Source organism: Streptomyces sp. NPDC101393, assembly GCF_044767385.1.
Classification (GTDB): Bacteria; Actinomycetota; Actinomycetes; order Streptomycetales; family Streptomycetaceae; genus Streptomyces.
In genome coordinates, this window is sequence record NZ_JBIWNU010000003.1 from 757,483 (window position 1) to 779,389 (window position 21,907).

The window sequence follows — 21,907 nt, forward strand, 5'->3', positions numbered from 1 at the left end:
GCGAAGCTCAAGGGCATGATCGCCCGTCTCCGCTCCAGGGTCCCGCACTGGACCGGTGCGCTGCCGGTCCTGGCGGTCGTCCTGCTGGCCCTGACGTGGGGGCGGTCGCTGTCGGTCTTCATGGTCGCGCTGGTGTCGTGCTTCCTGGCGGGCGCGGTACTGGCCGCGGTGCACCACGCCGAGGTGATCGCGCACCGGGTGGGCGAACCCTTCGGGTCGCTCGTGCTGGCGGTCGCGGTGACGATCATCGAGGTGGCGCTGATCGTCACCCTGATGGCCGACGGCGGCGACAAGAGCGCGGCACTCGCCCGGGACACCGTCTTCGCCGCCCTGATGATCACCTGCAACGGCATCGTCGGTCTCTGTCTGCTGGTCGGCGCCCTCAAACGCAAGGTGGCGGTGTTCAACGCCGAGGGCACCGGAGCGGCGCTGGCCACGGTCGCGACGGTCGCCGGTCTCAGCCTGGTGCTGCCGACGTTCACCACCAGTACGCCGGGGCCGCAGTTCTCGACGCCACAGCTGGTCTTCGCCTCGGTGGCGGCGCTGGGGTTGTACGGCATGTTCGTCACCACCCAGACGGTCCGGCACCGTGACTACTTCCTGCCGGTGACATCGTCGGGCGAGGTGATCGACGAGGAGCATCTCCATCCGCCGACGGCGCGGACGGCGCTGATCAGCCTCGGGCTGCTCGCGCTGGCCCTGATCGCGGTGGTCGGGCTGGCGAAGGCGGTGTCCCCGACGATCGAGTCGGGGGTGGCCGCGGCGGGCCTGCCGTCCTCGGTCGTCGGTGTGGTGATCGCGCTGCTGGTGCTGCTGCCGGAGACCATCGCCGCGGCCCGCGCGGCGTACCGCGACCGGGTGCAGACGAGCCTCAATCTCGGCCTCGGCTCGGCGATGGCCAGCATCGGCCTCACGATCCCGGCGGTCGCGGTGGCGTCGGTCTGGCTGGAGGGGCCGCTGATCCTGGGGCTGGGCGCCAGCCATATGGTGCTGCTCGCACTGACGGTGATCGTCGGGACCCTGACGGTGATCCCGGGGCGTGCCACGCCGCTGCAGGGCGGTGTCCACCTCGCGCTGCTGGCCGCGTATCTGGTGCTCGCGATCAGCCCCTGACCGCACGATCGGTCGTATCCGCCCGCCTCGCCCGGAAAATATCGCGTATGTCTCTTTTTGGGCGATTGCTCTTCAATGGGGCGCGCGGCTTCTTTAGGGTGGCGAACCCACCACCGCTCCTCGCGGAGCGCAGACCGGACCGGAAGGAGATTCCCATGACCACCCTCCCCGCGACCCGCGGCGACCGGGCCCACGTCGCGCTGGACGGCGAGCAGGACATTCTCACCGCGCCGTACGCCTCCGCACTCCTGACCGCCGCCACCGCGAGCCACCACCGGGTGCTGGTCGACCTGCGCGAGGTGACCTTCATGGACACCAGCGGCCTGGAGCCGCTGATCCGGACCGCCCGGCGGCTGCCGCGCACCGGCGGCGGCGTCACCCTCGTCATCACCGACCAGCGCCTGCGCCGCCTGCTGGCCCAAACCGGCGTAGCGAACCTGTTCACGCAGGTCAGCTCACCGGACGAGGCCTGAGCACGGGCAGCCCCCAGGGACCGGGCGCCGACCCGGGGCCGAACGGGTACGGAACCCGCCGCCCGCGGTGTCGCTGCACCACGGAAGCCGGGCCACGTGAGAGCACAGGGGGGTGGAATCCGATAAACACACAACGAAGCGACGGATGTTCCTCCAGGCCGGCATCGCGGTGGGCGTGCTCGCCGCCGGCCACGTACTGACCTCCCTGGACGCGGACACCCCTGATGGATCGATGGAGCACAAGGGGGCACCGCAGTCACCGAAACCGGGGGCGGGCGGGCCCCCACCGCCGCCCGGCCACGCCGCCCAGGCGGGCGGCCCCGACGCCTACCGGCTGCGCCCGATGGCCGGCGAGACCTCGATGTCGGGGCCGGGCGCCTCGCCACGGCATGCCGACGTCGCCTTCGAGCTGCCCACCCACACCCGCGAGATCGCGCTGACCTTCGACGACGGTCCCGATCCCCGCTACACCCCGGAGGTGCTGCGGGTACTGCGCCGGCACCGCGTCCAGGCCACCTTCTTCGTCGTCGGGGAATGCGCCGTCGAGTTCCCCGACCTGCTGCACACCATCGCGGGTGAGGGACACGTCGTGGCCAACCACTCCTGGACGCATCCACAGCTCACCAAGCTGGCACCGGGCAGGGTGCGCAGCGAGCTGGGCCGCACCAGCAGCCTGGTCGAGGACACCCTGGGCGCCGCCCCGACCCTGGCCCGCGCCCCGTACGGCGACTGGGACCAGGACTCGCTGCGCATCTGCAACAAGCTGGGGATGTCGCCGGTCGGCTGGTCCGTCGACTCTCAGGACTGGACCTGCCCGGGGGCCGAGCGCATCGCGTCCACGATCATGGACGAGACGGCGCCGGGCGCGATCGTGCTCTCGCACGACGGCGGCGGCGCTCGCACACAGACCGTCGAGGCGCTGGAGTGGTATCTGCCGCGGCTCCTGGACCGCGGCTACACACCGGTCCGCATCCAGTACTGACCTTCCGCCACGTCCCTCACCCCCCGGAGCCCGCGATGAGCGATGCGACACAGCCCGGCAGCCGGCCATCGGCCACCGGATACGCCGAGGTCAACGGCCTGCGGATGTACTACGAGGTGCACGGTGGGCCGGACCGGCCGGATCTGGGGGAGGACACCGGGCGCCCGCTGGTGCTGCTGCACGGCGGGGTGCTGACCATCGAGATGTCGTTCGGGCAGCTGCTGCCGCCGCTCGCCGCTCACCGGCGGATCATCGCCACCGAGCTGCAGGGGCACGGCCGTACCGCCGACATCGACCGGCCGCTCGCACTGCCGGACCTCGCCGACGACGTCATCGGGCTGCTCGACCGTCTCGGCGTCGAACGCGCGGACTTCTTCGGCTTCAGCCTCGGCGGCCTGACGGCCCTGCAGACGGCGATCGACGCGCCGGACCGGGTCGGCCGGCTGGTGCTCGCGGCCACCCATTTCCGGCCCGACGGCTACCACCCCGAAATCCGGGACCCGGAGCTGCCGGACACCGAGGGGCGCCTGCCGACCGAGGCCGATTTCCGCCGGATGCAGGAGACGTACGCCGACGTCGCCCCCGACCCCGGGCACTTCGACGCGTTCCTGGCGAAGGTGAACACCATGGTCGGGTCGTTCCAGGGCTGGTCCGACGACACCCTGCGAGCGGTGGCGGCGCCCACCCTGATCGTCGTCGGGGACAACGACTTCGTCCGGCTGGAGCACGCGGCGGAGCTGCACCGGCTCATTCCGGTGGCGCAGCTGGCGGTGCTGCCCGGCACCACCCACATGGAGCTCGTCCAGCGCCCCGGTTTCCTGCTGCCGATGCTGGAGGAATTCCTGCCGGCGGTGCACGGCTGACCCGGTCCCGGGGTGACAACCGCCACCCCGTTCGCGGGCACGCCACTCAATGGTTTATCGTTCAATTTGGAAGCGGGTGCCGCCACGGCATCCACGGAGCGCACCGCCCTCACCGGGCCCCGGTCCGCAGCCGTACGGCAGGCCACCTCCGGGCGAGCCTCCGCGGTCACCACCCGCACCCCATGACCAGCCCCGGCCGGATTCCCCCGTTCGGCCGGGGCTTTCCACTTCACCGGCACCACCCGCCTCCGGCGCCCCACCGGCGCGCCGCTGCCCGGCGTCACCGCAGGTGAGATGCCCCGTTGACGTCCAGCACCGCGCCCGACGACCAGACCGCCTCCGGTGAGGCCAAATGGTGGACGGCCGCCGCCACGTCCTGCGGCACCGCGACCCGGCCGAACGGACTCTGCTCCCTGACCTCGTCCGTGATCCGGTCCGCCACCCGCTCCGTCGCGACGAATCCGGGCGCGACCGAGGCGACGGAGATCCCGTACGGCGCCAGATGGACGGCCAGCGACTGGCCCATCGCGTGCAGCGCCGCCTTGGACGCCCCGTAGGCGGGGTGGTCCGGTTCACCACGGAACGCGCCGCGCGACCCGATGTTCACGATCCGGCCCTGGACCCCGCGGTCGATCATGTTCCGCGCCGCGCAGTAGCTGACATGCGCGGCCCCCAGCAGGTTCACGTCCACGATCTGCCGCCAGGCGTCCTGCCAGTCCTCGAACGAGGTGCGGTCCAGCGGGTGTGCCGCATTCGCCGCGGCGTTGTTGACCAGCACATCGATGCCACCGAGCCCCTCGACGGCCGCCCCGACGAGCGCCGCCGCGCCGTCCGGCGTGGCCACATCCCCCTGCACCAGGACATGCCCGCTGCCCTCCAGCGCCGCGAACGCCTCCGCTGCCGCCTCCCGCCGCGACGCGTAGTGCAACGCCACCCGGTCACCGTGCGCGGCGAACATCTCAGCGACCGCCCGGCCGATCCCCCGCGAGGCCCCGGTCACCAGCACCGCCCGGCTCACCGTGCACACTCCGGACCGACAGTCGAACAACGGCAGTTCATGCGCAGACCCTTACCTCGGCACCGGCCACAAATGATCATAGGGAATCGTAGTCAGCCCCCCTTGGCCAGGAAACGGCCCCGTAGCGGAAGCCTGGTGAGAGGGTGGTGCCCGCTCCGCGGATCGTGCTGCTGCCGGAAGGGGAGTCCGGGCATGCCCTTTGACCACAACGATCACTACCACCGGCTGGTGTTGCGCCAGGTGCCGCGCCGGTGCCGTACTGCGCTCGATGTGGGATGCGGGACCGGGCGGTTCGCCCGGCGGCTGGCCCGGCTGGGGATCGCGGTGCATGCCGTCGATCGGTCGGCGGCGGTCATCGAGGCGGCGCGGGCCGCGTCGGCGGGGGCCCAGGAGGCCGGCGGCCCGCGGTTCGAGCAGGCGGACGTCACCGAACTCGACCTGCCCGCCGGGCACTACGACCTCGTCTCCGCCCTCGCGAGCCTCCACCACCTGCCGTTCGGGACGGTCGGTGCGCTGCGCGCGGCGCTCGCGCCCGGTGGGGTGCTGGTGATTCTCGGCTGCTATGCGGAGCGGTCGCCGGCCGACCTGGTGTGGAGCCTGGCCGCCGTGCCGGTGAACGCGGGCGTCCGGCTCGCCCTGGCCCTCGCGGAGGGGCTGCGGCGCGCCACGGGCCGGGGAGTGCCGGCGCCCCCGATGAAGCCGCCCGTCGAGGCGCCGACGGTGCCGTTGGCCGAGATCCGGCGGCAGGCCGCCGTGCTGCTTCCCGGATGCACGGTGCGCAGGCTGCTCTTCTGGCGCTATCTGCTGGTGTTCCGCAACGAGGACGTCCGCCACGCCGGGGAGCGCGCTGTCTGACGCGCCCCCGCGCTGCCCGCCGCCACGCCCGCACACCACCCGTCTCCCTCAGTGGGCGTGCCGTCGCGGGCAAACGGCATTTGAATGCTGACTGTTCCATGCGCTCTGCCGCGCCGCCCCCATCCGGGGGGCGGCGCGAAAGGGCCATCAGACCTCGGCGGCGGGATGTGCGCCGGACGAATGGCGGGAGCACGCATGTCGTTGCCGAAGACCCCGCAGGCCTCCGGCGCGACCGGCCCCGGGCCCAAAGGCGCACTGCGACGGCTCGGCGAATGGTGCGCGCGCCACTTCGTGATCGTCATCGTGCTGTGGCTGGTCGCCCTGGCCGGCCTGCAGTTCCTCCAGCGCACGTACGGCGGCGGCTACTCCGACAACTTCACCCTCCCCGGCAGCCAGTCGCAGCTGGGCAGCGATGTGCTCAAGAAGCACGAGCCGAAGGCGGGCGGCTACAGCTCCACGGTGGTGCTGCATGATGCCGCGAAGCCGCTGACGGGATTCGCCGGCCAGATCAACAGCACCGTCACCTCCCTGGAGAAGCTGCCGGAGGTGCTGTCCGCGCAGAGCCCGCTGCCACCGCCCGGCGCGTCCGCGCCGAAGCCGCCGGCCGGAACGCCGGATGTCGGTCCGCTGTCCACCGACGGGCACACGGGCTACATCACCGTGCGCTTCAGCGTGCAGCCCTCGACCCTGGGTTCCGGCTATCTGACCGGTGTGGACCGGGCCGTCCAGCCGCTGCGCTCCGCGGGTGTGGACGTCGAGTACGGCGGTCCGCTGGGTGAGCTGGCCCGCCCGAAGGCCAACGACAAGGTCAGTGAGCTGATCGGCTTCGGGGTCGCGATCGTGGTGCTGCTGGCCGGCTTCGGCAGTGTGCTGGCCGCGGGTGTACCCCTGGTGACGGCGCTGATCGGGGTGATCTGCGGGCTCGGGGCGCTGGGCCTGCTGGCCGCGGCGTTCACCTTCGCCACCGTCTCCCCCACCCTCGCCACGATGATCGGCCTCGGTGTCGGTATCGACTACGCGCTGTTCCTGATCACCCGGCACCGGCAGAACCTCATGGACGGCCGGGACCCGGTGACCGCGGCGGGCCTGGCGGTGTCCACCAGCGGCCGGGCCGTGCTGGTGTCCGGCTGCACGGTCATCATCGCGCTGACCGGGCTGTCGGTCTCGGGCGTCAGCTTCATCGCCAAGCTGGGGGTGGCGGCCGCCGTCACGGTCGTCTCCGCGGTGCTGGGCGCGCTCACCCTGGTGCCCGCGCTGCTGGGGCTGATCGGGCGCCGGATGGACCGCTTCCGGGTGCGCAAGCCGATCGCGGAGTCGGACGCCGGGACGGGCGCCGGTGCGGACGCCGGCGCAGGCGCAGGTGCGGACGGGAAGGACGCGGTCGCGCACGGGACCTGGCACCGGTACGCGCAGCGGGTGGAGCGCCGGCCGTGGTGGTTCCTGGCGGGCGGGGTGATCGTGGTGGCCGTCCTGGCCGTACCGGTCTTCTCGATCCAGCTCGGGCACATCGGCGACGGCGCCGACCCGAAGTCGTTCACCGACCGGCGGGCCTTCGACCTGATGTCCTCGGCGTTCGGCCCCGGCTCGAACGGGCCGTTGACGCTGGTCATCGACCAGTCCGCGGTCCCGCAGGCGGACCGTTCGGCGCTGGCTTCGCAGGCCGGGAAGGCGCTCACCCAGGTGCCCGGGGCGGCCACCATCACCCCGCTCAAGGCCACCTCGGACGGCGATGTGCTGACCGGGACCGCGTACTCCACGCAGGCCCCGCAGAACGCGGACACCACGGATCTGACCAATCGCCTGGTCGACGACATCCTGCCGCAAGCCGTACGGGGCACCGAGGCGCACGGCTATGTGACGGGCACGACCGCGGCCCAGGTCGACTTCCTGGACATCGTCGCCGAGCGGCTGCCGCTGATCATCGCCGTCGTGGTGGCCCTCGCCTTCCTGATCATCCTGATCGTCTTCCGCGGGTTGCTGGTCGCGCTGAAGGCGGCCGTGCTCAACGTCCTGTCGATCGCCGCCTCCTACGGGGTGGTGGTGGCGGTCTTCCAGTGGGGCTGGGGCGGTCCGGCACTGGGGGTTTCGGGGAAGGTACCGATCGAGAGCTATGTGCCGATGATGATGTTCGCGATCGTCTTCGGGCTGAGCATGGACTACGAGATCTTCCTGCTGTCGCGGGTGCACGAGGCGTGGCTGCGGACCGCCGACGCGAAGGCCGGCGTGGCGCACGCCCTGGAGATCACCGCCCGGGTCATCACCTGCGCCGCGCTGATCATGGTGAGCGTCTTCGCCGCGTTCATCATCAGCGACAACATCGTGGTGAAGATGCTGGGCCTCGGCCTCGCCGTGAGCGTCCTCATCGACGCCACCGTGGTCCGGTTGCTGCTGGTCCCCGCGGTGATGACACTGCTCGGCCCGGCCGCGTGGTGGACCCCGCGGTGGCTGGACCGGATCCTGCCGCACGTGAGCACGGAGGGGGAGGACCCGCGGGCGGCGGCGTCGTCCGGGCCCCGTGGAGGGGAACGAAAGCGGGGCGGATGACGGCCCGGCGGCCGCGCACGCACGTCCTGAACGGTGCGGTCGGCCCGCCGCCGATCTGCGCGCCCCCGCACCTCCGCCGATCATCGAAGCATGGCTCCGACCGCCGAGGGTGGCTCCGCCTCCTATCCCGTGATCCGGCCGATGCTGGCCACGATCGGCCCGCTGCCCGCCGAGGGCGCGGACGCGGACTGGGCGTTCGAGGCCAAATGGGACGGTGCGCGCTGCATCGTCAACACCACCGGCGACGGCACGGTCCGGCTGGTCACCCGGGCGGGCAATGACGCGACGACCACCTACCCGGAGCTGGCGCCCCTCGGGGAGCAGCTGCGTGGCCGGCCCGCGGTGCTCGACGGGGAGGTCGTGGTCCTGGACGCGCGGGGGCGGCCCGACTTCGGGCTGCTGCAACGCCGGATGGGTGTCGTCAATCCCCGGCGTACGGCCCGGCTGGCGATGGAATACCCGGTACACCTCGTGCTCTTCGACGTCATGTACGCGGGCCGGTCGCTGCTCCACACGCCGTACCACGAGCGCCGGTCCCTCCTGGCGGGCCTCCGGCTGCGCGGCCCCAACTGGTCGGTGCCCACGTATCTGGAGGGCCGCGGGCAGCAGGCGTGGGAGGCGTCGTTGCAGGGCGGCGCGGAGGGGGTGGTGGCGAAGCGGCTGATGTCCCCGTACACACCGGGGGCCAGGTCACCCGAGTGGCGCAAGACGAAGCATCTGCTGACCCTCGACGTGATCATCGGCGGCTGGACGGAAGGACGCGGCAGCCTGGCGGGGCTCCCCGGCGCGGTCCTGGTCGGGGTGCAGGAGCCGGCGGGACTGCGGTACGTCGGCTCGGTGGGTTCGGGGCTCTCCGACCGCGAACGGCACGAGCTCGCCCAGTACCTCGGGGTCATCCGGCGCCCGCGGTCCCCCTTCACCAACCCTGTCGAGACCCCCGGACCGCATCACTGGACCGAGCCACGCCTCGTCGCCGAGATCACGCTCTCCGGCTGGACGTCGGCCGGCCGGCTGCGGCACCCGATCTGGCACCGGCTACGACCCGATCTGACGCATCTGGGATGACCCGCGAGGGGTGACGTGACGGCGGGGCGCACCGGGCGGCCCGCCGTCACGCTCCTTGCGTCACGCTCGTGGTGTCACGGGTGTGGTGTCACACGTGGCCGCGTCACACGTGGCCGCGTCACACGTGGCCGCGTCACACGTGGCCGCGTCACACCTGGCCGTGTCACAGACGCCTCGTCACGGGCGGCAGAACGCCGCCGAGGTGACGGAGCCGCCGTCGTTCTCGTCGTCCGTGCCCAGGATCCCCTTGTCGGAGTCCGGCAGGCAGGCGAGCGCCTCGATCTTGTGCCCGGTGAAGGTGCCGAGCCGCTGCGGGGAGTCGGACACGTCCAGCTCGGCCGCCTCGCCGTCGGCGGAAACGCTGCCGGCGGCGTAGAGCGCGGAGTCGAACGGGCCGTCGTCGCCCGGGTCGGAGGCGGAGGAGACGATCAGCGCGCCGGAGGCGGAGATCTTCACATCGGAGATGTGCCGCACGTCCTCGGCCGGGTAGGGGACGCTGAATTCCGCGGAATCGCGCTTGCCGAATTCATTCGTCTTCGGATTCCATTGCGCGGCCGACAGTTTCGCGGGCCGGTCGCCCTCGCCACGGTCCGCCCAGACGGCGGTGACTTCACCGTTCTTCGAGGTCAGCGCGAATCCCTCGTAGTTGGCGTCCTTGCCGTCGGAGGAAACGCCGGGCAAACGGAATTCGTGCAGCACGCGCACGGTGTCCCCGGACCGCTGGATACGGTAGCCCGTCCCGCTGCTCGACAGGGCAACGTATTGCCCGTCGTATTGCCCGTCCTTGCCGGGTACGGCGTCGATCGCCTCCAGGTCCACGGGCTGCTCGCCGCTCCAGGTCAACGGGTGCGCCTGCGGCGCGGCGTCCGGGCTGTACCGCACGGCGACCAGGCGGTTCTCACCGGCGTTCTTGTTGTCGCGTACGGCGAGCGTGTCCACCGCGGCGCCGTCCCGGCCGTCGACGACGATCCCGCTGAGGCCCGAGGTGATGCCGTCGCCCACCCGCTGCCAGCCGTCGGCCGCCCGCGCGGCCTTGTCCGGGGCGCTTCCCCGGCCGCTCGCGACAGTCGTGTCCGAGGAATCCGAAAACGACGGAATTCCGGATGCCGGAATTCCGGCCTGGGCGGTCGCCGCGGGGACGATGAGCGCGGCGCCCACAATGGCCGCGCCGAATATTCTTTTGATCATCGGGCGATTGTAGAGCAGCTCCGGACGTCACCACCCCGCGCTCGTTTCTTCGCTTCGCAAAAATTCGGATATCCGACGTGCGCCGTTCACGGAAGCCTCCGTCCGGCGCCGCTCCGCGAATCCCGATAACGTGATTCCGGGCTATCCCAGGATATTTCGGGTGCACCCGGCAACCCCTCGGTCGCGCCGGACGGCTGACGCCATGGGATTCCCGCGCCGTCCCGGGAAGGCTCGTACAAGGACACCCCCGGCACACGAGCGCGGGAGGGAAGCAGGAGCGGACGCAGGAGCGAAAGCAGGGGCGAAAGCAGGGGTGAAAGCAGGAGCGAAGCGGGGCAGCGCAGCAGCACGGCAGCACGGAAAGGGAACCGGTCATGATCCAGTCCACCGACGGCAACTCCGAGTACGGCCGCAAGCCGTTCAAGCGGTCCAGGAGCCACTTCGCCGACCGCATCACGGCCGATGGCCGCGACGGCTGGCCGGTCGAGGCCGGCCGCTACCGCCTGGTGGCCAGCCGCGCCTGCCCCTGGGCGAGCCGCGCGCTCATCTCCCGGCGCCTGCTCGGCCTGGAGGATGCCCTGTCGCTCGCCGTCACCGACCCGATCCAGGATGACCGCAGCTGGCGCTTCACCCTGGACCCGGGCGACCGCGACCCCGTGCTCGGCATCCGTTTCCTGAGCGAAGCCTACGACGCACGTGAGCAGGGCTACCCCGGCGGTGTCAGCGTGCCCGCGGTCGTCGATGTGCCCAGCGGGAAGCTCGTCACCAACGACTACCAGCAACTCACCCTGGACCTCGCCACCGAGTGGACCGCACTTCAGCGCCCCGGCGCCCCGGACCTCTACCCCGAGGCGCTGCGCGAGGAGATCGACGACGTCATGGCGGGCGTCTACCGGGACGTCAACAACGGTGTGTACCGGGCCGGTTTCGCCACCGGACAGAGCGAGTACGAGGAGGCCTGCCGCGCGGTGTTCCACCGGCTGGAGCTGCTGTCCGACCGGCTGGCCCACCGCCGGTACCTGGTGGGAGACACCCTCACCGAGGCCGACATCCGGCTGTTCACCACGCTGGTGCGCTTCGACGCCGTCTACCACGGGCACTTCAAGTGCAACCTGTTCAAGCTGGCCGAGGATCCGGTGCTGTGGGCGTACGCCAAGGACCTCTACCAGACGCCCGGCTTCGGCGACACGGTGGACTTCCGTCACATCAAGGAGCACTACTACCGGGTGCACACCGGCGTGAATCCGACCGGCATCGTCCCGATCGGCCCGGAACTCGGCGGCTGGCTGACCCCGCACTACCGCGAGGAGCTGGGAGGCCGGCCCTTCGGCGACGGCACCCCGCCGGGCCCGGTACCGGCGGCCGAGGAGGTTCCGGCGTCGCATCATCCCTGAACGGGCCCCGGCCGCAAGGGCCTTCGGGGTCCTGAGGGGCGAGCGCGGAACCCGATGGGCAAGCGCCGGACCTGCGCCCACGCCCCGGGGCCCCCAAATCAGCATCCCGAATACCACTTCTGTACGGTGGTGGCGTGCGACTGACCAAGAGCACCGATATCGCCCTGCGCATCGCCATGCGCCTGGCCGTACTGGACGACGCGAGCGGCTCCGGCGACGCCCCGACCACCCGCGAGGTGGCGAGCGCCGTCGAGGTCCCGTACACCCATGCCGCCAAGGTCGTGAGCAGACTCCAGCACCTGGGAGCCGTCGAGGCGCGGCGCGGACGCGGCGGCGGGCTGACGCTGACCACCGCCGGGCGCACCGGCTCGCTGGGCCGGCTCGTACGCGAACTGGAAGGCGTCGGCGACGTCGTGGGCTGCGAGGACGACCCGCCGTGCCCACTGCGCGGCGGCTGCCGTCTGCGCGGCGCCCTGCATGCGGCACAGGAGGCGTTCTTCGCCTCGCTCGACCCGCTGTCGATCGATGACCTGGTCGAGACGCCGACCGGACCCCTGCTGCTCAGCCTGAGCCCCCGCCCCGCGGACAGCTGACCCCGCCTCCCTCGCTCCCCTCCAGCCCCTCCCCACCCCCTCTTCGCACCCTCTTCCCCGCACCTGATCTCACCGTCCCGCCAAATATGCATCTCAGATGCACATTCACCTTCCCAGGATCCCCTCCACCCCCTCTCCCCTCGCCCCCTCCCGAACCCGGAGTTGCCGATGCTGTCGCCGAAGTCCGCCGAGACCGTCCGCGCCACCCTTCCCGCCGTCGCGGCCGTGATCGGTGAGATCACACCGCTCTTCTACGAGAAGCTGTTCGCGGCCCACCCCGAGCTGCTGCGCGATCTCTTCAACCGCGGCAATCAGGCCAACGGCAGTCAGCGGCAGGCCCTCGCCGGATCCATCGCCACCTTCGCACGCCATCTGATCGAGCATCCGGAGAGCCGGCCCGACACGATGCTCGCGCGGATCGCGCACAAGCACGCCTCGCTCGGCGTACGCGAGGACCAGTACCCGGTCGTGCGCCGCCACCTCTTCGCCGCCATCGCCGAGGTGCTCGGTGATGCCGCGACCGACGACGTCATCCAGGCCTGGGACGAGGTGTACTGGCTGATGGCGCACGCGCTGACAGCGATCGAGAAGCGCCTCCACTCCCAGGTCGGCGGGCCGGACGGCGCGGTGTGGAGGCGGTATCGGGTGGCCTCTCGCTTCCAGGAGACCGACGAGGTCGCGACGTTCGTCCTGCGGCCGGACGACGGCGAGCCCGTACCGCCGTCCCGTCCGGGCCAGTACCTCTCCGTACAGGTCCCTCTCCCGGACGGCGCACGGCAGATCCGCCAGTACAGCCTGTCCGGCTGGCCGGACGGCGGGCTGCAGTTCTCCGTCAAACGGGTGTCCGGCGGACCGTCCGGCGATCCGGCGGGTGAGGTCTCCACGCATCTGCACGAGCACGTTCACGAGGGCGGGACGCTGTGGGTGAGCGCGCCGTTCGGCGAAGTGGTGTGGGACGACGGCACGGGGCCGCTGCTGCTCGCCTCCGCGGGCATCGGCTGTACGCCGATGATCGGGATGCTCTCGCATCTGGCCATGACCGGCTCCCCGCGCCGCGTCCTCGTCGCGCACGCCGACCGCGCACCGCGCTCCCACCCCTTCCGCACCGACCTGCGGCAGCTCATCGACAAGCTGCCGGATGCCACGTGTGAGGTCTGGTACGAGGAGCCGGGCAGCGGCGACGGACCGCGGGACGGCGCCCCCACGGACGCGGCTGCTCCGCACTCAGGGCTGATGGACCTGACGCGGACGGAGATCCCGGCCGGCACCACCGCATACCTCTGCGGCCCGGTGCCGTTCATGAAGGCGGTCCGCGCCCAGCTGCTGGCCTCCGGGGTGGCCGCCGCCGCCATCCACTACGAGGTGTTCGGCCCGGACCTGGGCATGTGAGGCCGCTCCGGCCGTCCGCGGAATCCCGGAACCCACCCGTTCACCCAAGGGAAGCCACCCGACCGGGCAGCCCCCGGCCGGCCGGGGCGGCCGGCACCTCCCGGCGGCTCGGGGTGCGCGGGACGAACTGACGTAAGCGGAACCGGACTTCACGCTTCCTCAGCGTGTTACTCAGCCGTAACCTACCGATGGGTTACCTCAGGTAAGTGACGGACCTTACTCTCCGGTTAATTCGAGCTGCCGGACGCCCCTCCTGTCCTCGTACAGCGTCCGACGGCTCGCATCGAGATCTGGAGCAGAAGATGACCCCCTCACGCACCACTCTGCGAGCCGCGACAGGCACCGTCTCGGCGGCGGTCCTCGCCACCACGGTCCTCACCGGCGCACCCACCGCTTCCGCCGAGGCGCCGGCCCGGCCCGCCGCCTCCGCCGGCTCCCCCGCCGTGAAGTTCGTCGACATCAAGGGCGACGGCGGCATCACCCTCAAGGCGAACGTCTTCACCCCGGCCGCCGCGGACGGCAGCCGCCGCTACCCGGTCATCGTGCTGCCCACCAGCTGGGCGATGCCGCAGGTCGAGTACATGGCGCAGGCCAAGAAGCTGGCCGACGAGGGATACGTGGTCGTCGGATACAACTCGCGCGGCTTCTGGCAGTCCGGCGGGCAGATCGAGACGGCGGGCCCGGAGGACATCGCCGACGCGTCCAAGGTCATCGACTGGGCGCTGGCGCACACCCCGGCCGACCCGCAGAAGGTCGGCATGGGCGGCGTCTCCTACGGCGCCGGAATCAGCCTGCTCGCCTCGGCGTTCGACAAGCGGATCAAGGCGGTCGCGGCGCTCAGCGGCTGGGGCGACCTCATCGGCTCCATTTACAGCGGCCGCACCCAGCACCTCCAGGCGGCGGCGATGCTGGGTGGCGCCGGAGCGCTCACCGGGCGCCCGAGCCCCGAACTCCAGACGATCCTCAAGGACTTCCTCGCATCGAACCTCTCGAAGGAGAAGGACATGATCGCGTGGGGGAAGAAGCGCTCCCCCGCCACCTACCTTGACAAGATCAACGCCAATGGCGCCGCCATCATGCTCGGCAACGCCTGGGGCGACTCACTCTTCCCGCCCAACCAGTACGCCGACTTCTACGAGAAGCTCAAGGGGCCCAAGCGGCTGGAGTTCCGCCCCGGCGACCATGCGACGGCCGAGGCCACCGGTCTGTTCGGACTGCCCAACGACACCTGGACCAGCACCAAGCGGTGGTTCGACCACTACCTCAAGGGTGCCGACAACGGCATCAACCGTGAGTCGCCGGTGCAGCTCCAGTCCCGTTCCACCGGTGCGTACGAGGGCTACAAGAGCTGGAAGGAGGTGCCGTCGGCACACCGCAGGATCGAGCTGAACGGCACCAAGGACATCGCCACCAACCTCGACTCCGGTGCCAACGGCGGGCTGATCTTCCTCTCCAGCATGCTGGACCAGTTCTTTCGGCTGCCCCCGATGGCCTCGATCCCGCTGCTGCCCCGCTCGCTCGCCGCCGTCTGGCAGTCCGAGCGCTACGAGAGCGGCCAGCGGGTCCGTGGCACCACCACGCTGCACACGACCCTCACCAGCACCGCCGAGAGCGGTACCGCCGTCGCCTACCTCTACGACGTCGGCCCGCTCGGCGTGGGCAAGTTGGTCTCCCACGCGCCCTTCACCTTCCACGACAAGACGCCGGGCCAGGCCTTCGGCGTGGACCTGGACCTGTTCTCGACGGCGTACGACGTGCCCGCCGGACACCGGCTCGCCGTGGTCGTCGACACCGTCGACCCGCTCTACATCGAGCACAACCCGAACGGCGCCCGGCTGACGTTCTCCTCACCGGCGGGCGACCCGTCCTACGTGTCGGTGCCGGTACGCGACTGAGACGAGGCAGGGCGTGGCGGCGGGCGGCGGCCCACCGCCGAGCCGGCCGGCCGGGGCGAAATGGCCCGTGCGGTGAGCCGTGCGGCATGATCACCGGATGGGACATCCGCATCTGCCGACCACCGAGGCCGCCGTCACCGCGATCCGCGAGATCGCGGACGCCTACCGCCTGGAGATGACCGTCACGGACGACATCGGCGCGGACCGGACCTCCCGCCGTACCGCGTCCAGGGTCTTCACGGTCCTGGACGCGGACGGCTCACTGCCGCACGAGGCCTACCTCGAACTGGGCGGATCGCCCGCCGTGTCCGTCCAGCTCTTCCCGGAGGACGACGCGAAGATCACCGTTGACGGAGTGGAGTTCGCCGATGTCCCCCGGGACGCGGTCCCGGCGTTCCTGCGCTCCGTCCACGGCGGTCTCGCCCATGTGAAGGGCCGCCTCTTCCCGCCGGGCCAGTGGCTGATCGTGCCCCTGCCCGGCGACGAGACGTACAAGGAGCTGATCTCCCACGGCGCGCTCAGCCCCTGGATGGCCCGCACCCTCCGCTGAGCCGCGGTGCTACTCCTTGGGCTTGCCGGCACCCGGCAGCAGCGTGCCCGGCTCCGGGGCGCCCACCCGCGCCGACTCGACCTTGGGGTTGCGCTTCTGCCGCTTGGAGACCCAGTTGGCCAGCCACGACAGCAGCATGCACATCCCGATGTAGATCGGCGAGATGATCATGACGACGGGGATGAACGGCAGGCCGTAGTCGAGGTTGGAGGCGATCAGCTTGCCCGCGTGCAGGAACTCCTCGTAGGTGATCAGGTAACCGAGCGAGGTGTCCTTCAGCGCGACCACCAGCTGGCTGATGATCGTCGGCAGCATCGCCCGCAGGGCCTGCGGCACCAGCACGTGCCGCATCACCTGCGTCTTGCGCATACCGAGCGAGTACGCCGCTTCCCCCTGCCCGCGCTCGACGGACTTGATGCCGGTACGGAAGACCTCGGCGAGCACCGAGCCGTTGTACAGGGTCAGTCCGGCGACCAGCGAGGGCAGCGGCTCGACCTTCAGCGCCACATAGATGAAGAAGATCATCACCAGCACGGGCATCGCGCGGAAGAACTCCACCAGCAGCGTGCACACCCAGCGGACCAGCCGGAACTCGGAAAGCCGGCCGGCCGCGAGCACCCCGCCCAGCGCCAGCGACAGCACCGCCGCGTAGGCGAACGCCTTGAGGGTGTTGCCCAGCCCCCGCAGCAGCAGCTCCTGAATTCCCTTGTACTCGAAGGGACTCCACTTCTGGGCGGTGAACTGGCCGGTGTCGAAGAGGAGATAGATGATCCAGCCGATCAGGGCCAGGATCACCACGGTAGAGCCGATGCCGTAGAACAGGTGCCGCCGCTTGGTCTTCGGCCCCGGGACGTCGTACAGAGCGGTGGTCATCGGGCGACTCCGAAGCGCTTCTCCAGCACGTTGAACAGCGCGCTGATGGTCAGGGTCACGATCAGATAGCCAACGGCGATCCAGATGAAGGACCAGATGATGCTGTAGCCCAGTTCGTTGAGCGGCTTGTAGACGCCGAGGAGTTCGACGACGCTGAACGAACCGGCGATCGCGGAGTTCTTGGCGAGCGCGATCAGCGTGGAGCCGATGGGCGGGATGACCGACCGGAACGCCTGCGGCAGCACCACATCGCCGAGCGTCTGCGGGAAGGTCATGCCCAGACTGCGCGACGCCTCGCCCTGCCCGACGGGCACGGTGTTGATACCGGAGCGCACCGCCTCGCAGATGAACGCCGACGTGTAGCAGCCCAGCGCCAGCACGGCGAACAGCTTGAAGGGCAGCACCAGACCGAAGCGCGGCAGGCCCAGCACCACCGCGAAGAACAGCAGGGTCAGCGGGGTGTTGCGCAGCACCGTCACCCACACCGTGCCGAAGACCCGCAGCGAACCGACCGGCGCGACGCGGAAGGCCGCCATGAGGAAACCGAGGACCAGCGCGAGCAGCGAGCCGTAGACGGTGAGTTCGACGGTGCCGAGCAGGCCGTCCCCGTAGAGGGACCAGTTGTCGAAGAGAACATTCATCGGTTAGGTCCTAGCTCCTCAGCTCGCCGGGTAGCGGTCGACCGGCGGCGGCTTCGGTGCGGGGACTCCGGACAGGCCCAGAGTCGCGTCATACGCCTTCCGCCAGTCGCCGTTCTTCTCGTCCTTGACGAGCGCGTCGTCGAGCGCGAAGCGCAGCGCGTTGTCCCCCCTGGGGACGCCGATGCCGTACGGCTCCTCGGAGAACGGCTTGCCGACCACCTTCAGCTCGTCGGGCACCTTCGCGGCGTAGCCCAGCAGGATCGCGTCGTCGGTGGTGACCGCGTCGACCTGGAAGGTCAGCAGGTTGTCCACGCACACCGAGTACGTGTCATAGGTGACCAGATCGGCCTTGGGGTAGTCGGCCTGGATGCGCTGGGCCGGGGTCGAGCCCGCCGCCGAACAGACGCGCTTGCCGGCCAGGTCCTGCGGCCCCTTGATGTCGTCCTCGTCGGAGCGCACCAGCAGCCCCTGGCCTGCCAGGTAGTACGGGCCGGCGAAGCCCACCAGCTTCTTGCGCATGTCGTTGATGGTGTAGGTGCCGACGTAGAGGTCGATCTGGCCGTTCTGCAGGGACGTCTCGCGGTTGGCGGAGGCGATGGTCTTGAACTGGATGGTGCTGGGCGGGAATCCGAGCGCGGCGGACATCATCTTGGCGATCTCGATGTCGAAGCCGGTGTAGAGCCCGGAGGCCGGGTCCCGCTCGCCGAGGTAGGGCTGGTCCTCCTTGGCGCCGACGACGAGATGGCCGCGGCGCTTGGCCTTCTCCCACGTCGGGGAGTCGGGCAGCTGGAAGTTCTTGGCGACCGGGTACTGGGGCAGTTCGCTGCCCTCGGGGCCCTTGACCGGCGGACTGCCGTCCTTGCCGCAGCCGGCGGCCGCCAGCGCGAGCGCGGTGAGCGCGAGGGCCGCGAGGGCGCGGCGCAGGCGCGTGGAGTGAAAGTGCAGCATCGCAGCGCCCCCGTTCAGTGCTTGAGGATCTTGGAGAGGAAGTCCTTGGCCCGGTCGCTCTCCGGCGCGGTGAAGAAGGCCTCGGGGGTGCGGTCCTCGACGATCCGGCCACCGTCCATGAACACGACGCGGTTGGCCGCGGAGCGGGCGAAGCCCATCTCGTGGGTGACGACGACCATCGTCATGCCCTCCCGGGCGAGCTGCTGCATGACCTCCAGCACCTCGTTGATCATTTCCGGGTCGAGGGCCGAGGTCGGCTCGTCGAAGAGCAGTGCCTGCGGGTCCATGGCGAGGGCGCGGGCGATGGCGACGCGCTGCTGCTGACCGCCGGAGAGCTGTGCCGGATACTTGTCGGCCTGCGAGGCGAGTCCCACCCGGTCCAGGAGTTCGCGGGCCCGCTGGGCGGCGTCTTCCTTCTTCTTCTTGCGGACCTTGATCGGCGCCAGCATCACGTTGGCGAGCACGGTCTTGTGCGCGAAGAGGTTGAAGGACTGGAAGACCATGCCGACTTCGGCACGCAGCTGGGCGAGGGCCTTGCCCTCCTCCGGCAGCGGTTTGCCGTCCAGGGTGATGGTGCCGGACTCGATCGGCTCCAGGCGGTTGATGGCCCGGCAGAGGGTGGACTTCCCGGACCCGGAGGGCCCGATGACCACCACCACCTCCCCGCGGCCGACGGTGAGGTCGATGTCCTGGAGGACATGCAGTTTCCCGTAGTGCTTGTTGACCCCGCGCAGTTCAATCAGCGCATCACCGGCCATATGCAGACCTGCCCACTCTCATCCGTACAGCGGAGAGCCCGCAACATACCGGCCGGAATGGGGCGTCTCCCTGCTGACACGCACATATGCGCAGATGCGGGCCGATAAACCAGGGCTACGGATGAACTTCCGGCGGCACGGTGGACGACCGGACGCACGGGCGGGAGCGGTGCGGGAGCCGAGCGCCGGTCAGCTCTCCGCGACCTCGGCATACAGCTGGGACAGCTCGGGCACCCCGACATCGGCCCACTCATGGCCCGCCCCGACCACATCGATCTCCCGCCCCGACTGCAGGCGGACCACCGGCTGCCCGTCCGGCCACATCTGCCAGACCGCCCCGCGCACCGTACGCACCAGGACGGTGCCGAGGTAGAGGCCCGCGTCATTGCCCAGCCACGGCACCACCTCCGGATCGTCGCGCCACACCGGCTGCAGCTGGTCCAGCGCCTCCAACGACCGTACGGAGTCGTCCAGTTCCACACCCGCCGCGGCCGCCTGGGCCCGCAGCAGCTCGCACTCGGACAGCAGCTCGATGACGCTGCCGGGGTCGGCCCGCACCGACTCCGCGAGCGGCACGGATCGGTGGGCGTTCCGGCTCTTGCGCCACTTGTCCAGGAAAGACATGTTCATGGTGTGCAGGGTCCCATCCGTCCCGGGGCCCCGGCCACAGGCGCGCGGCACGCCGGGGTGCTGTCCGGCGCTGATCGACCGGACCGGACGTAGGCCCGTTCGTCACCTTGACGCCCCCTGCCGGCCTCCCTACTTTCATGGCGCTCGGATCGGATCTGCTGGATCCGCAGGAGCCCCCACCTCCCTCGCCGGAACGGCCGGATCGCACTACAGCACCTGCCCGTTGACGTCATCTGGAGGGACCGGACACATGCGCGCACGACTATGGGGCACCGCCCTGACGCTGCTGCTCGCGGCGACCGCACTGCCCGCCGCGACCGCCGTCGCCGCGACACCCGGAACGGCACCCCGAGGAGCACCCACCACGCCGGCACACCCGCACGGCCCGTCGTCCCTGGCGGGGCACTTCGACAACACCGCCGTCAGTGACAACTCCGCCTCCGGCGCCGCCGACTTCGACGGGGCGGGCAACTCGCTGTCCGCACAGGACCTGACGGCCGCCGGCTGGACCCCCGGCAACGGCGTCACCCTTGACGGGGCGCGGCTGGACTGGCCGCGCGCGGCGGCGGGCGGCACGCCCGACAACGTGGTGGCGGACGGACAGCGGGTGACGGTGCGCGGCCGGGGTGACGCGCTCACCTTCCTGGTGGCCGGCACCGGCGCGGACGGCGCACCCGTCTCCGGTACCGGAACGGTCCGCTACCGCGACGGCTCGCACAGCCGCTACGAACTCGACGCCCCCGACTGGCGGTCGGGTCCGCTGAGCACCAAGGCCGTGGCGCTGCCGCACATCAACACGGCGGGCGGCCCGACGGCCGGACCGGCGCGGCTGTACGCGGTGACCGTGCCGCTGCGCTCGGGGCGGGCGGTGGCATCGGTGGCACTGCCCGCCCGGCACGGCACCGCCGCCCTGCATGTGTTCGCCGTATCGGTGAAGGACAACGGCCGTGGCAGAAGCGGCAGTTGGGCGGCGAGCACGGCGGGCTACCGGGCGGTCGGGCCGTGGACGGACCGTACGCTGCGGCTCGTCGTGCACTCCGGCGCCGGCGGGCCGCGGGCCCGGATACGGCTGGCGAACACCTTCGCCGCGACGCCGGTGGACATCGGGGCGGCCAGCATCGCCATACAGGGCGCGGGCGCCGCGGCGGACGGCACGCCGGTGCCGCTGGCCTTCGACCGGGGGTGGGCGGGCACCCGAATACCGGCGGGCGCCGAGGCGTTCAGCGACCCGGTGGACCTCACGGTGCCGGCCGACACCAATCTGCTGGTGAGCATCCATCTGCCCGGCACGGTCACCGCCGCCCCCGTCCACCAGGAGGCGGCCCAGCGCTCGTATGTGAGCGCGTCCGGCAGCGGGGACCGTACGGGCGACAGCGGGGGCGCGGCCTACCCGGAGACGATGACGATCTGGCCGTTCCTGACGGGCGTTGACGTCGAGGGCGGGCCGGGGTCGGTCGTGGCGCTGGGCGATTCGATCACCGACGGGGTGAAGTCCACGAGCGGCGCGAACCGCCGCTGGCCCGATGTGCTCGCCCGCCGCTTCCAGACGCAGCACCGGCTCCCCCGGTACGGCGTCATCAATCACGGCATCTCGGCGAACCGCATCGTCACCGATCGCTACCAGGGCGACGGGGTCAGCACGGACACCGGCGGGGTCAGCGCCCAGCACCGGCTGGAGCGGGATGTGCTGGCGCAGCCCTCGGCGCGGACGGTGGTGGTGTTCGAGGGCATCAACGACGTGCGCTGGGGTACTTCGGCGGACGAGGTCATCGCCGGGCTGCGGGCCCTCGCCCACCGCGCCCACGAGCGCGGGCTACGGGTCGTGGTGGCCACCATCGCCCCCTGCGAGGGCTACGGCGACTGCACCGCGGACGTCGACGCCCGCCGGCAGGCGGTGAACGCCTTCATCCGCGACAACGGCGGCGCCTTCGACGCGACGCTGGACTTCGACGCGGTGGTACGCGATCCGCAACGGCCGCAGCGGATGCTGCCCGCCTACGACAGCGGCGACCATCTCCACCCCGGCGACGCGGGCCTCAAGGCTCTCGCGGACTCGGTGGACCTGCGCAGCCTGGTGCCGGGCCGGGACTGAAGCGGGGACGGGGCCTGGGCTCGCGGTCGGGGCCTGGGCCCGC

At 71.0% G+C, this 21,907-nt stretch carries 20 protein-coding genes; 13 read left to right on the plus strand and 7 right to left on the minus strand.

Features of this window, described 5'->3' with window-relative positions; genetic code table 11:
- The first annotated feature begins 15 nt into the window (after positions 1 to 15).
- The 4 genes from ACIRQ7_RS13160 to ACIRQ7_RS13175 all read left to right on the plus strand — a co-directional run bounded on the left by ACIRQ7_RS13160 (position 16) and on the right by ACIRQ7_RS13175 (position 3,431).
- Positions 16 to 1,113, plus strand: a complete 1,098-nt coding sequence (locus ACIRQ7_RS13160; RefSeq protein WP_404262204.1) for a calcium:proton antiporter — start codon at positions 16 to 18, stop codon at positions 1,111 to 1,113.
- 155 nt (positions 1,114 to 1,268) lie between these two features.
- Positions 1,269 to 1,586 (plus strand): STAS domain-containing protein, encoded by a 318-nt coding sequence (locus ACIRQ7_RS13165; RefSeq protein ID WP_404262206.1) that lies wholly within the window; start codon positions 1,269 to 1,271, stop codon positions 1,584 to 1,586.
- A 145-nt stretch (positions 1,587 to 1,731) separates the two neighbouring features.
- The gene (locus ACIRQ7_RS13170) at positions 1,732 to 2,568 is read left to right on the plus strand and encodes a polysaccharide deacetylase family protein (RefSeq protein WP_404262208.1); all 837 of its coding nucleotides are present in this window, start codon (positions 1,732 to 1,734) and stop codon (positions 2,566 to 2,568) included.
- A gap of 35 nt (positions 2,569 to 2,603) precedes the next feature.
- The gene (locus ACIRQ7_RS13175) at positions 2,604 to 3,431 is read left to right on the plus strand and encodes an alpha/beta fold hydrolase (RefSeq protein WP_404262210.1); all 828 of its coding nucleotides are present in this window, start codon (positions 2,604 to 2,606) and stop codon (positions 3,429 to 3,431) included.
- A 280-nt stretch (positions 3,432 to 3,711) separates the two neighbouring features.
- On the opposite strand, the gene ACIRQ7_RS13180 is transcribed toward ACIRQ7_RS13175, so the two are convergent.
- Positions 3,712 to 4,449 carry an SDR family NAD(P)-dependent oxidoreductase gene (locus ACIRQ7_RS13180; protein WP_404262212.1) on the minus strand — a complete coding sequence of 246 codons (738 nt, stop codon included), beginning with the start codon at positions 4,447 to 4,449 and terminating at the stop codon, positions 3,712 to 3,714.
- A 192-nt stretch (positions 4,450 to 4,641) separates the two neighbouring features.
- Between ACIRQ7_RS13180 and ACIRQ7_RS13185 the strand changes: the two genes are divergently transcribed.
- From ACIRQ7_RS13185 to ligD, 3 genes are all read left to right on the plus strand, one after another.
- On the plus strand, positions 4,642 to 5,304 hold the full coding sequence (locus ACIRQ7_RS13185; RefSeq protein ID WP_404262214.1) for a class I SAM-dependent methyltransferase: 663 nt from the start codon (positions 4,642 to 4,644) through the stop codon (positions 5,302 to 5,304).
- Positions 5,305 to 5,499: 195 nt separating this feature from the next.
- Entirely contained in the window at positions 5,500 to 7,848 is a 2,349-nt protein-coding gene (locus ACIRQ7_RS13190) for an MMPL family transporter (RefSeq protein ID WP_404262215.1), read from the plus strand.
- A gap of 90 nt (positions 7,849 to 7,938) precedes the next feature.
- Positions 7,939 to 8,913 (plus strand): non-homologous end-joining DNA ligase, encoded by a 975-nt coding sequence (gene ligD / locus ACIRQ7_RS13195; RefSeq protein ID WP_404262216.1) that lies wholly within the window; start codon positions 7,939 to 7,941, stop codon positions 8,911 to 8,913.
- Between the two features lie 177 nt (positions 8,914 to 9,090).
- Here the strand turns inward: ligD and ACIRQ7_RS13200 are convergent, their stop codons facing one another.
- Positions 9,091 to 10,101 carry a hypothetical protein gene (locus ACIRQ7_RS13200; protein WP_404262218.1) on the minus strand — a complete coding sequence of 337 codons (1,011 nt, stop codon included), beginning with the start codon at positions 10,099 to 10,101 and terminating at the stop codon, positions 9,091 to 9,093.
- Positions 10,102 to 10,475: 374 nt separating this feature from the next.
- Between ACIRQ7_RS13200 and ACIRQ7_RS13205 the strand changes: the two genes are divergently transcribed.
- The 5 genes from ACIRQ7_RS13205 (at position 10,476) to ACIRQ7_RS13225 (ending at position 15,922) form a co-directional block, all read left to right on the plus strand.
- On the plus strand, positions 10,476 to 11,495 hold the full coding sequence (locus ACIRQ7_RS13205) for a glutathione S-transferase family protein (RefSeq protein ID WP_404262219.1): 1,020 nt from the start codon (positions 10,476 to 10,478) through the stop codon (positions 11,493 to 11,495).
- A 134-nt stretch (positions 11,496 to 11,629) separates the two neighbouring features.
- Entirely contained in the window at positions 11,630 to 12,088 is a 459-nt protein-coding gene (locus ACIRQ7_RS13210; RefSeq protein WP_404262221.1) for an RrF2 family transcriptional regulator, read from the plus strand.
- Positions 12,089 to 12,256: 168 nt separating this feature from the next.
- Entirely contained in the window at positions 12,257 to 13,477 is a 1,221-nt protein-coding gene (locus ACIRQ7_RS13215; protein WP_404262222.1) for a globin domain-containing protein, read from the plus strand.
- A 302-nt stretch (positions 13,478 to 13,779) separates the two neighbouring features.
- Complete coding sequence (locus tag ACIRQ7_RS13220) at positions 13,780 to 15,372, plus strand: alpha/beta fold hydrolase (protein WP_404262224.1); 1,593 nt, start codon at positions 13,780 to 13,782, stop codon at positions 15,370 to 15,372.
- 97 nt (positions 15,373 to 15,469) lie between these two features.
- Positions 15,470 to 15,922 (plus strand): hypothetical protein, encoded by a 453-nt coding sequence (locus ACIRQ7_RS13225; RefSeq protein ID WP_404262226.1) that lies wholly within the window; start codon positions 15,470 to 15,472, stop codon positions 15,920 to 15,922.
- Between the two features lie 9 nt (positions 15,923 to 15,931).
- Here the strand turns inward: ACIRQ7_RS13225 and ACIRQ7_RS13230 are convergent, their stop codons facing one another.
- The 5 genes from ACIRQ7_RS13230 to ACIRQ7_RS13250 all read right to left on the minus strand — a co-directional run bounded on the left by ACIRQ7_RS13230 (position 15,932) and on the right by ACIRQ7_RS13250 (position 19,772).
- Positions 15,932 to 16,795 carry an amino acid ABC transporter permease gene (locus ACIRQ7_RS13230; RefSeq protein WP_404262227.1) on the minus strand — a complete coding sequence of 288 codons (864 nt, stop codon included), beginning with the start codon at positions 16,793 to 16,795 and terminating at the stop codon, positions 15,932 to 15,934.
- Positions 16,792 to 17,436: an amino acid ABC transporter permease gene (locus ACIRQ7_RS13235; RefSeq protein WP_404262229.1), complete on the minus strand. Its 645-nt coding sequence runs from the start codon at positions 17,434 to 17,436 to the stop codon at positions 16,792 to 16,794. The genes ACIRQ7_RS13230 and ACIRQ7_RS13235 overlap by 4 nt, the downstream gene beginning before the upstream one ends.
- A gap of 18 nt (positions 17,437 to 17,454) precedes the next feature.
- Positions 17,455 to 18,384, minus strand: a complete 930-nt coding sequence (locus ACIRQ7_RS13240) for a glutamate ABC transporter substrate-binding protein (protein WP_404262231.1) — start codon at positions 18,382 to 18,384, stop codon at positions 17,455 to 17,457.
- A 14-nt stretch (positions 18,385 to 18,398) separates the two neighbouring features.
- Complete coding sequence (locus tag ACIRQ7_RS13245) at positions 18,399 to 19,142, minus strand: amino acid ABC transporter ATP-binding protein (protein WP_403672461.1); 744 nt, start codon at positions 19,140 to 19,142, stop codon at positions 18,399 to 18,401.
- Positions 19,143 to 19,331: 189 nt separating this feature from the next.
- The gene (locus ACIRQ7_RS13250; protein WP_404262232.1) at positions 19,332 to 19,772 is read right to left on the minus strand and encodes a DUF6278 family protein; all 441 of its coding nucleotides are present in this window, start codon (positions 19,770 to 19,772) and stop codon (positions 19,332 to 19,334) included.
- Between the two features lie 250 nt (positions 19,773 to 20,022).
- On the opposite strand from ACIRQ7_RS13250, the gene ACIRQ7_RS13255 reads away from it, so the two are divergent.
- Positions 20,023 to 21,864 (plus strand): GDSL-type esterase/lipase family protein, encoded by a 1,842-nt coding sequence (locus ACIRQ7_RS13255; protein WP_404262234.1) that lies wholly within the window; start codon positions 20,023 to 20,025, stop codon positions 21,862 to 21,864.
- Positions 21,865 to 21,907: the final 43 nt, after the last annotated feature.

Bases quoted from the DNA above. Each gene is read 5' to 3' on its own strand.
- ACIRQ7_RS13175 (WP_404262210.1), top strand. From the start codon at position 2,604: ATGAGCGATGCGACACAGCCCGGCAGCCGGCCATCGGCCACCGGATAC.
- ACIRQ7_RS13245 (WP_403672461.1), bottom strand. From the start codon at position 19,142: ATGGCCGGTGATGCGCTGATTGAACTGCGCGGGGTCAACAAGCACTAC.
- ACIRQ7_RS13205 (WP_404262219.1), top strand. From the start codon at position 10,476: ATGATCCAGTCCACCGACGGCAACTCCGAGTACGGCCGCAAGCCGTTC.
- ACIRQ7_RS13215 (WP_404262222.1), top strand. From the start codon at position 12,257: ATGCTGTCGCCGAAGTCCGCCGAGACCGTCCGCGCCACCCTTCCCGCC.
- ACIRQ7_RS13220 (WP_404262224.1), top strand. From the start codon at position 13,780: ATGACCCCCTCACGCACCACTCTGCGAGCCGCGACAGGCACCGTCTCG.
- ACIRQ7_RS13230 (WP_404262227.1), bottom strand. From the start codon at position 16,795: ATGACCACCGCTCTGTACGACGTCCCGGGGCCGAAGACCAAGCGGCGG.
- ACIRQ7_RS13160 (WP_404262204.1), top strand. From the start codon at position 16: ATGATCGCCCGTCTCCGCTCCAGGGTCCCGCACTGGACCGGTGCGCTG.
- ACIRQ7_RS13200 (WP_404262218.1), bottom strand. From the start codon at position 10,101: ATGATCAAAAGAATATTCGGCGCGGCCATTGTGGGCGCCGCGCTCATC.
- ACIRQ7_RS13170 (WP_404262208.1), top strand. From the start codon at position 1,732: ATGTTCCTCCAGGCCGGCATCGCGGTGGGCGTGCTCGCCGCCGGCCAC.
- ACIRQ7_RS13240 (WP_404262231.1), bottom strand. From the start codon at position 18,384: ATGCTGCACTTTCACTCCACGCGCCTGCGCCGCGCCCTCGCGGCCCTC.
- ACIRQ7_RS13235 (WP_404262229.1), bottom strand. From the start codon at position 17,436: ATGAATGTTCTCTTCGACAACTGGTCCCTCTACGGGGACGGCCTGCTC.
- ACIRQ7_RS13190 (WP_404262215.1), top strand. From the start codon at position 5,500: ATGTCGTTGCCGAAGACCCCGCAGGCCTCCGGCGCGACCGGCCCCGGG.
- ACIRQ7_RS13225 (WP_404262226.1), top strand. From the start codon at position 15,470: ATGGGACATCCGCATCTGCCGACCACCGAGGCCGCCGTCACCGCGATC.
- ACIRQ7_RS13255 (WP_404262234.1), top strand. From the start codon at position 20,023: ATGCGCGCACGACTATGGGGCACCGCCCTGACGCTGCTGCTCGCGGCG.
- ACIRQ7_RS13165 (WP_404262206.1), top strand. From the start codon at position 1,269: ATGACCACCCTCCCCGCGACCCGCGGCGACCGGGCCCACGTCGCGCTG.
- ligD (WP_404262216.1), top strand. From the start codon at position 7,939: ATGGCTCCGACCGCCGAGGGTGGCTCCGCCTCCTATCCCGTGATCCGG.
- ACIRQ7_RS13250 (WP_404262232.1), bottom strand. From the start codon at position 19,772: ATGAACATGTCTTTCCTGGACAAGTGGCGCAAGAGCCGGAACGCCCAC.
- ACIRQ7_RS13185 (WP_404262214.1), top strand. From the start codon at position 4,642: ATGCCCTTTGACCACAACGATCACTACCACCGGCTGGTGTTGCGCCAG.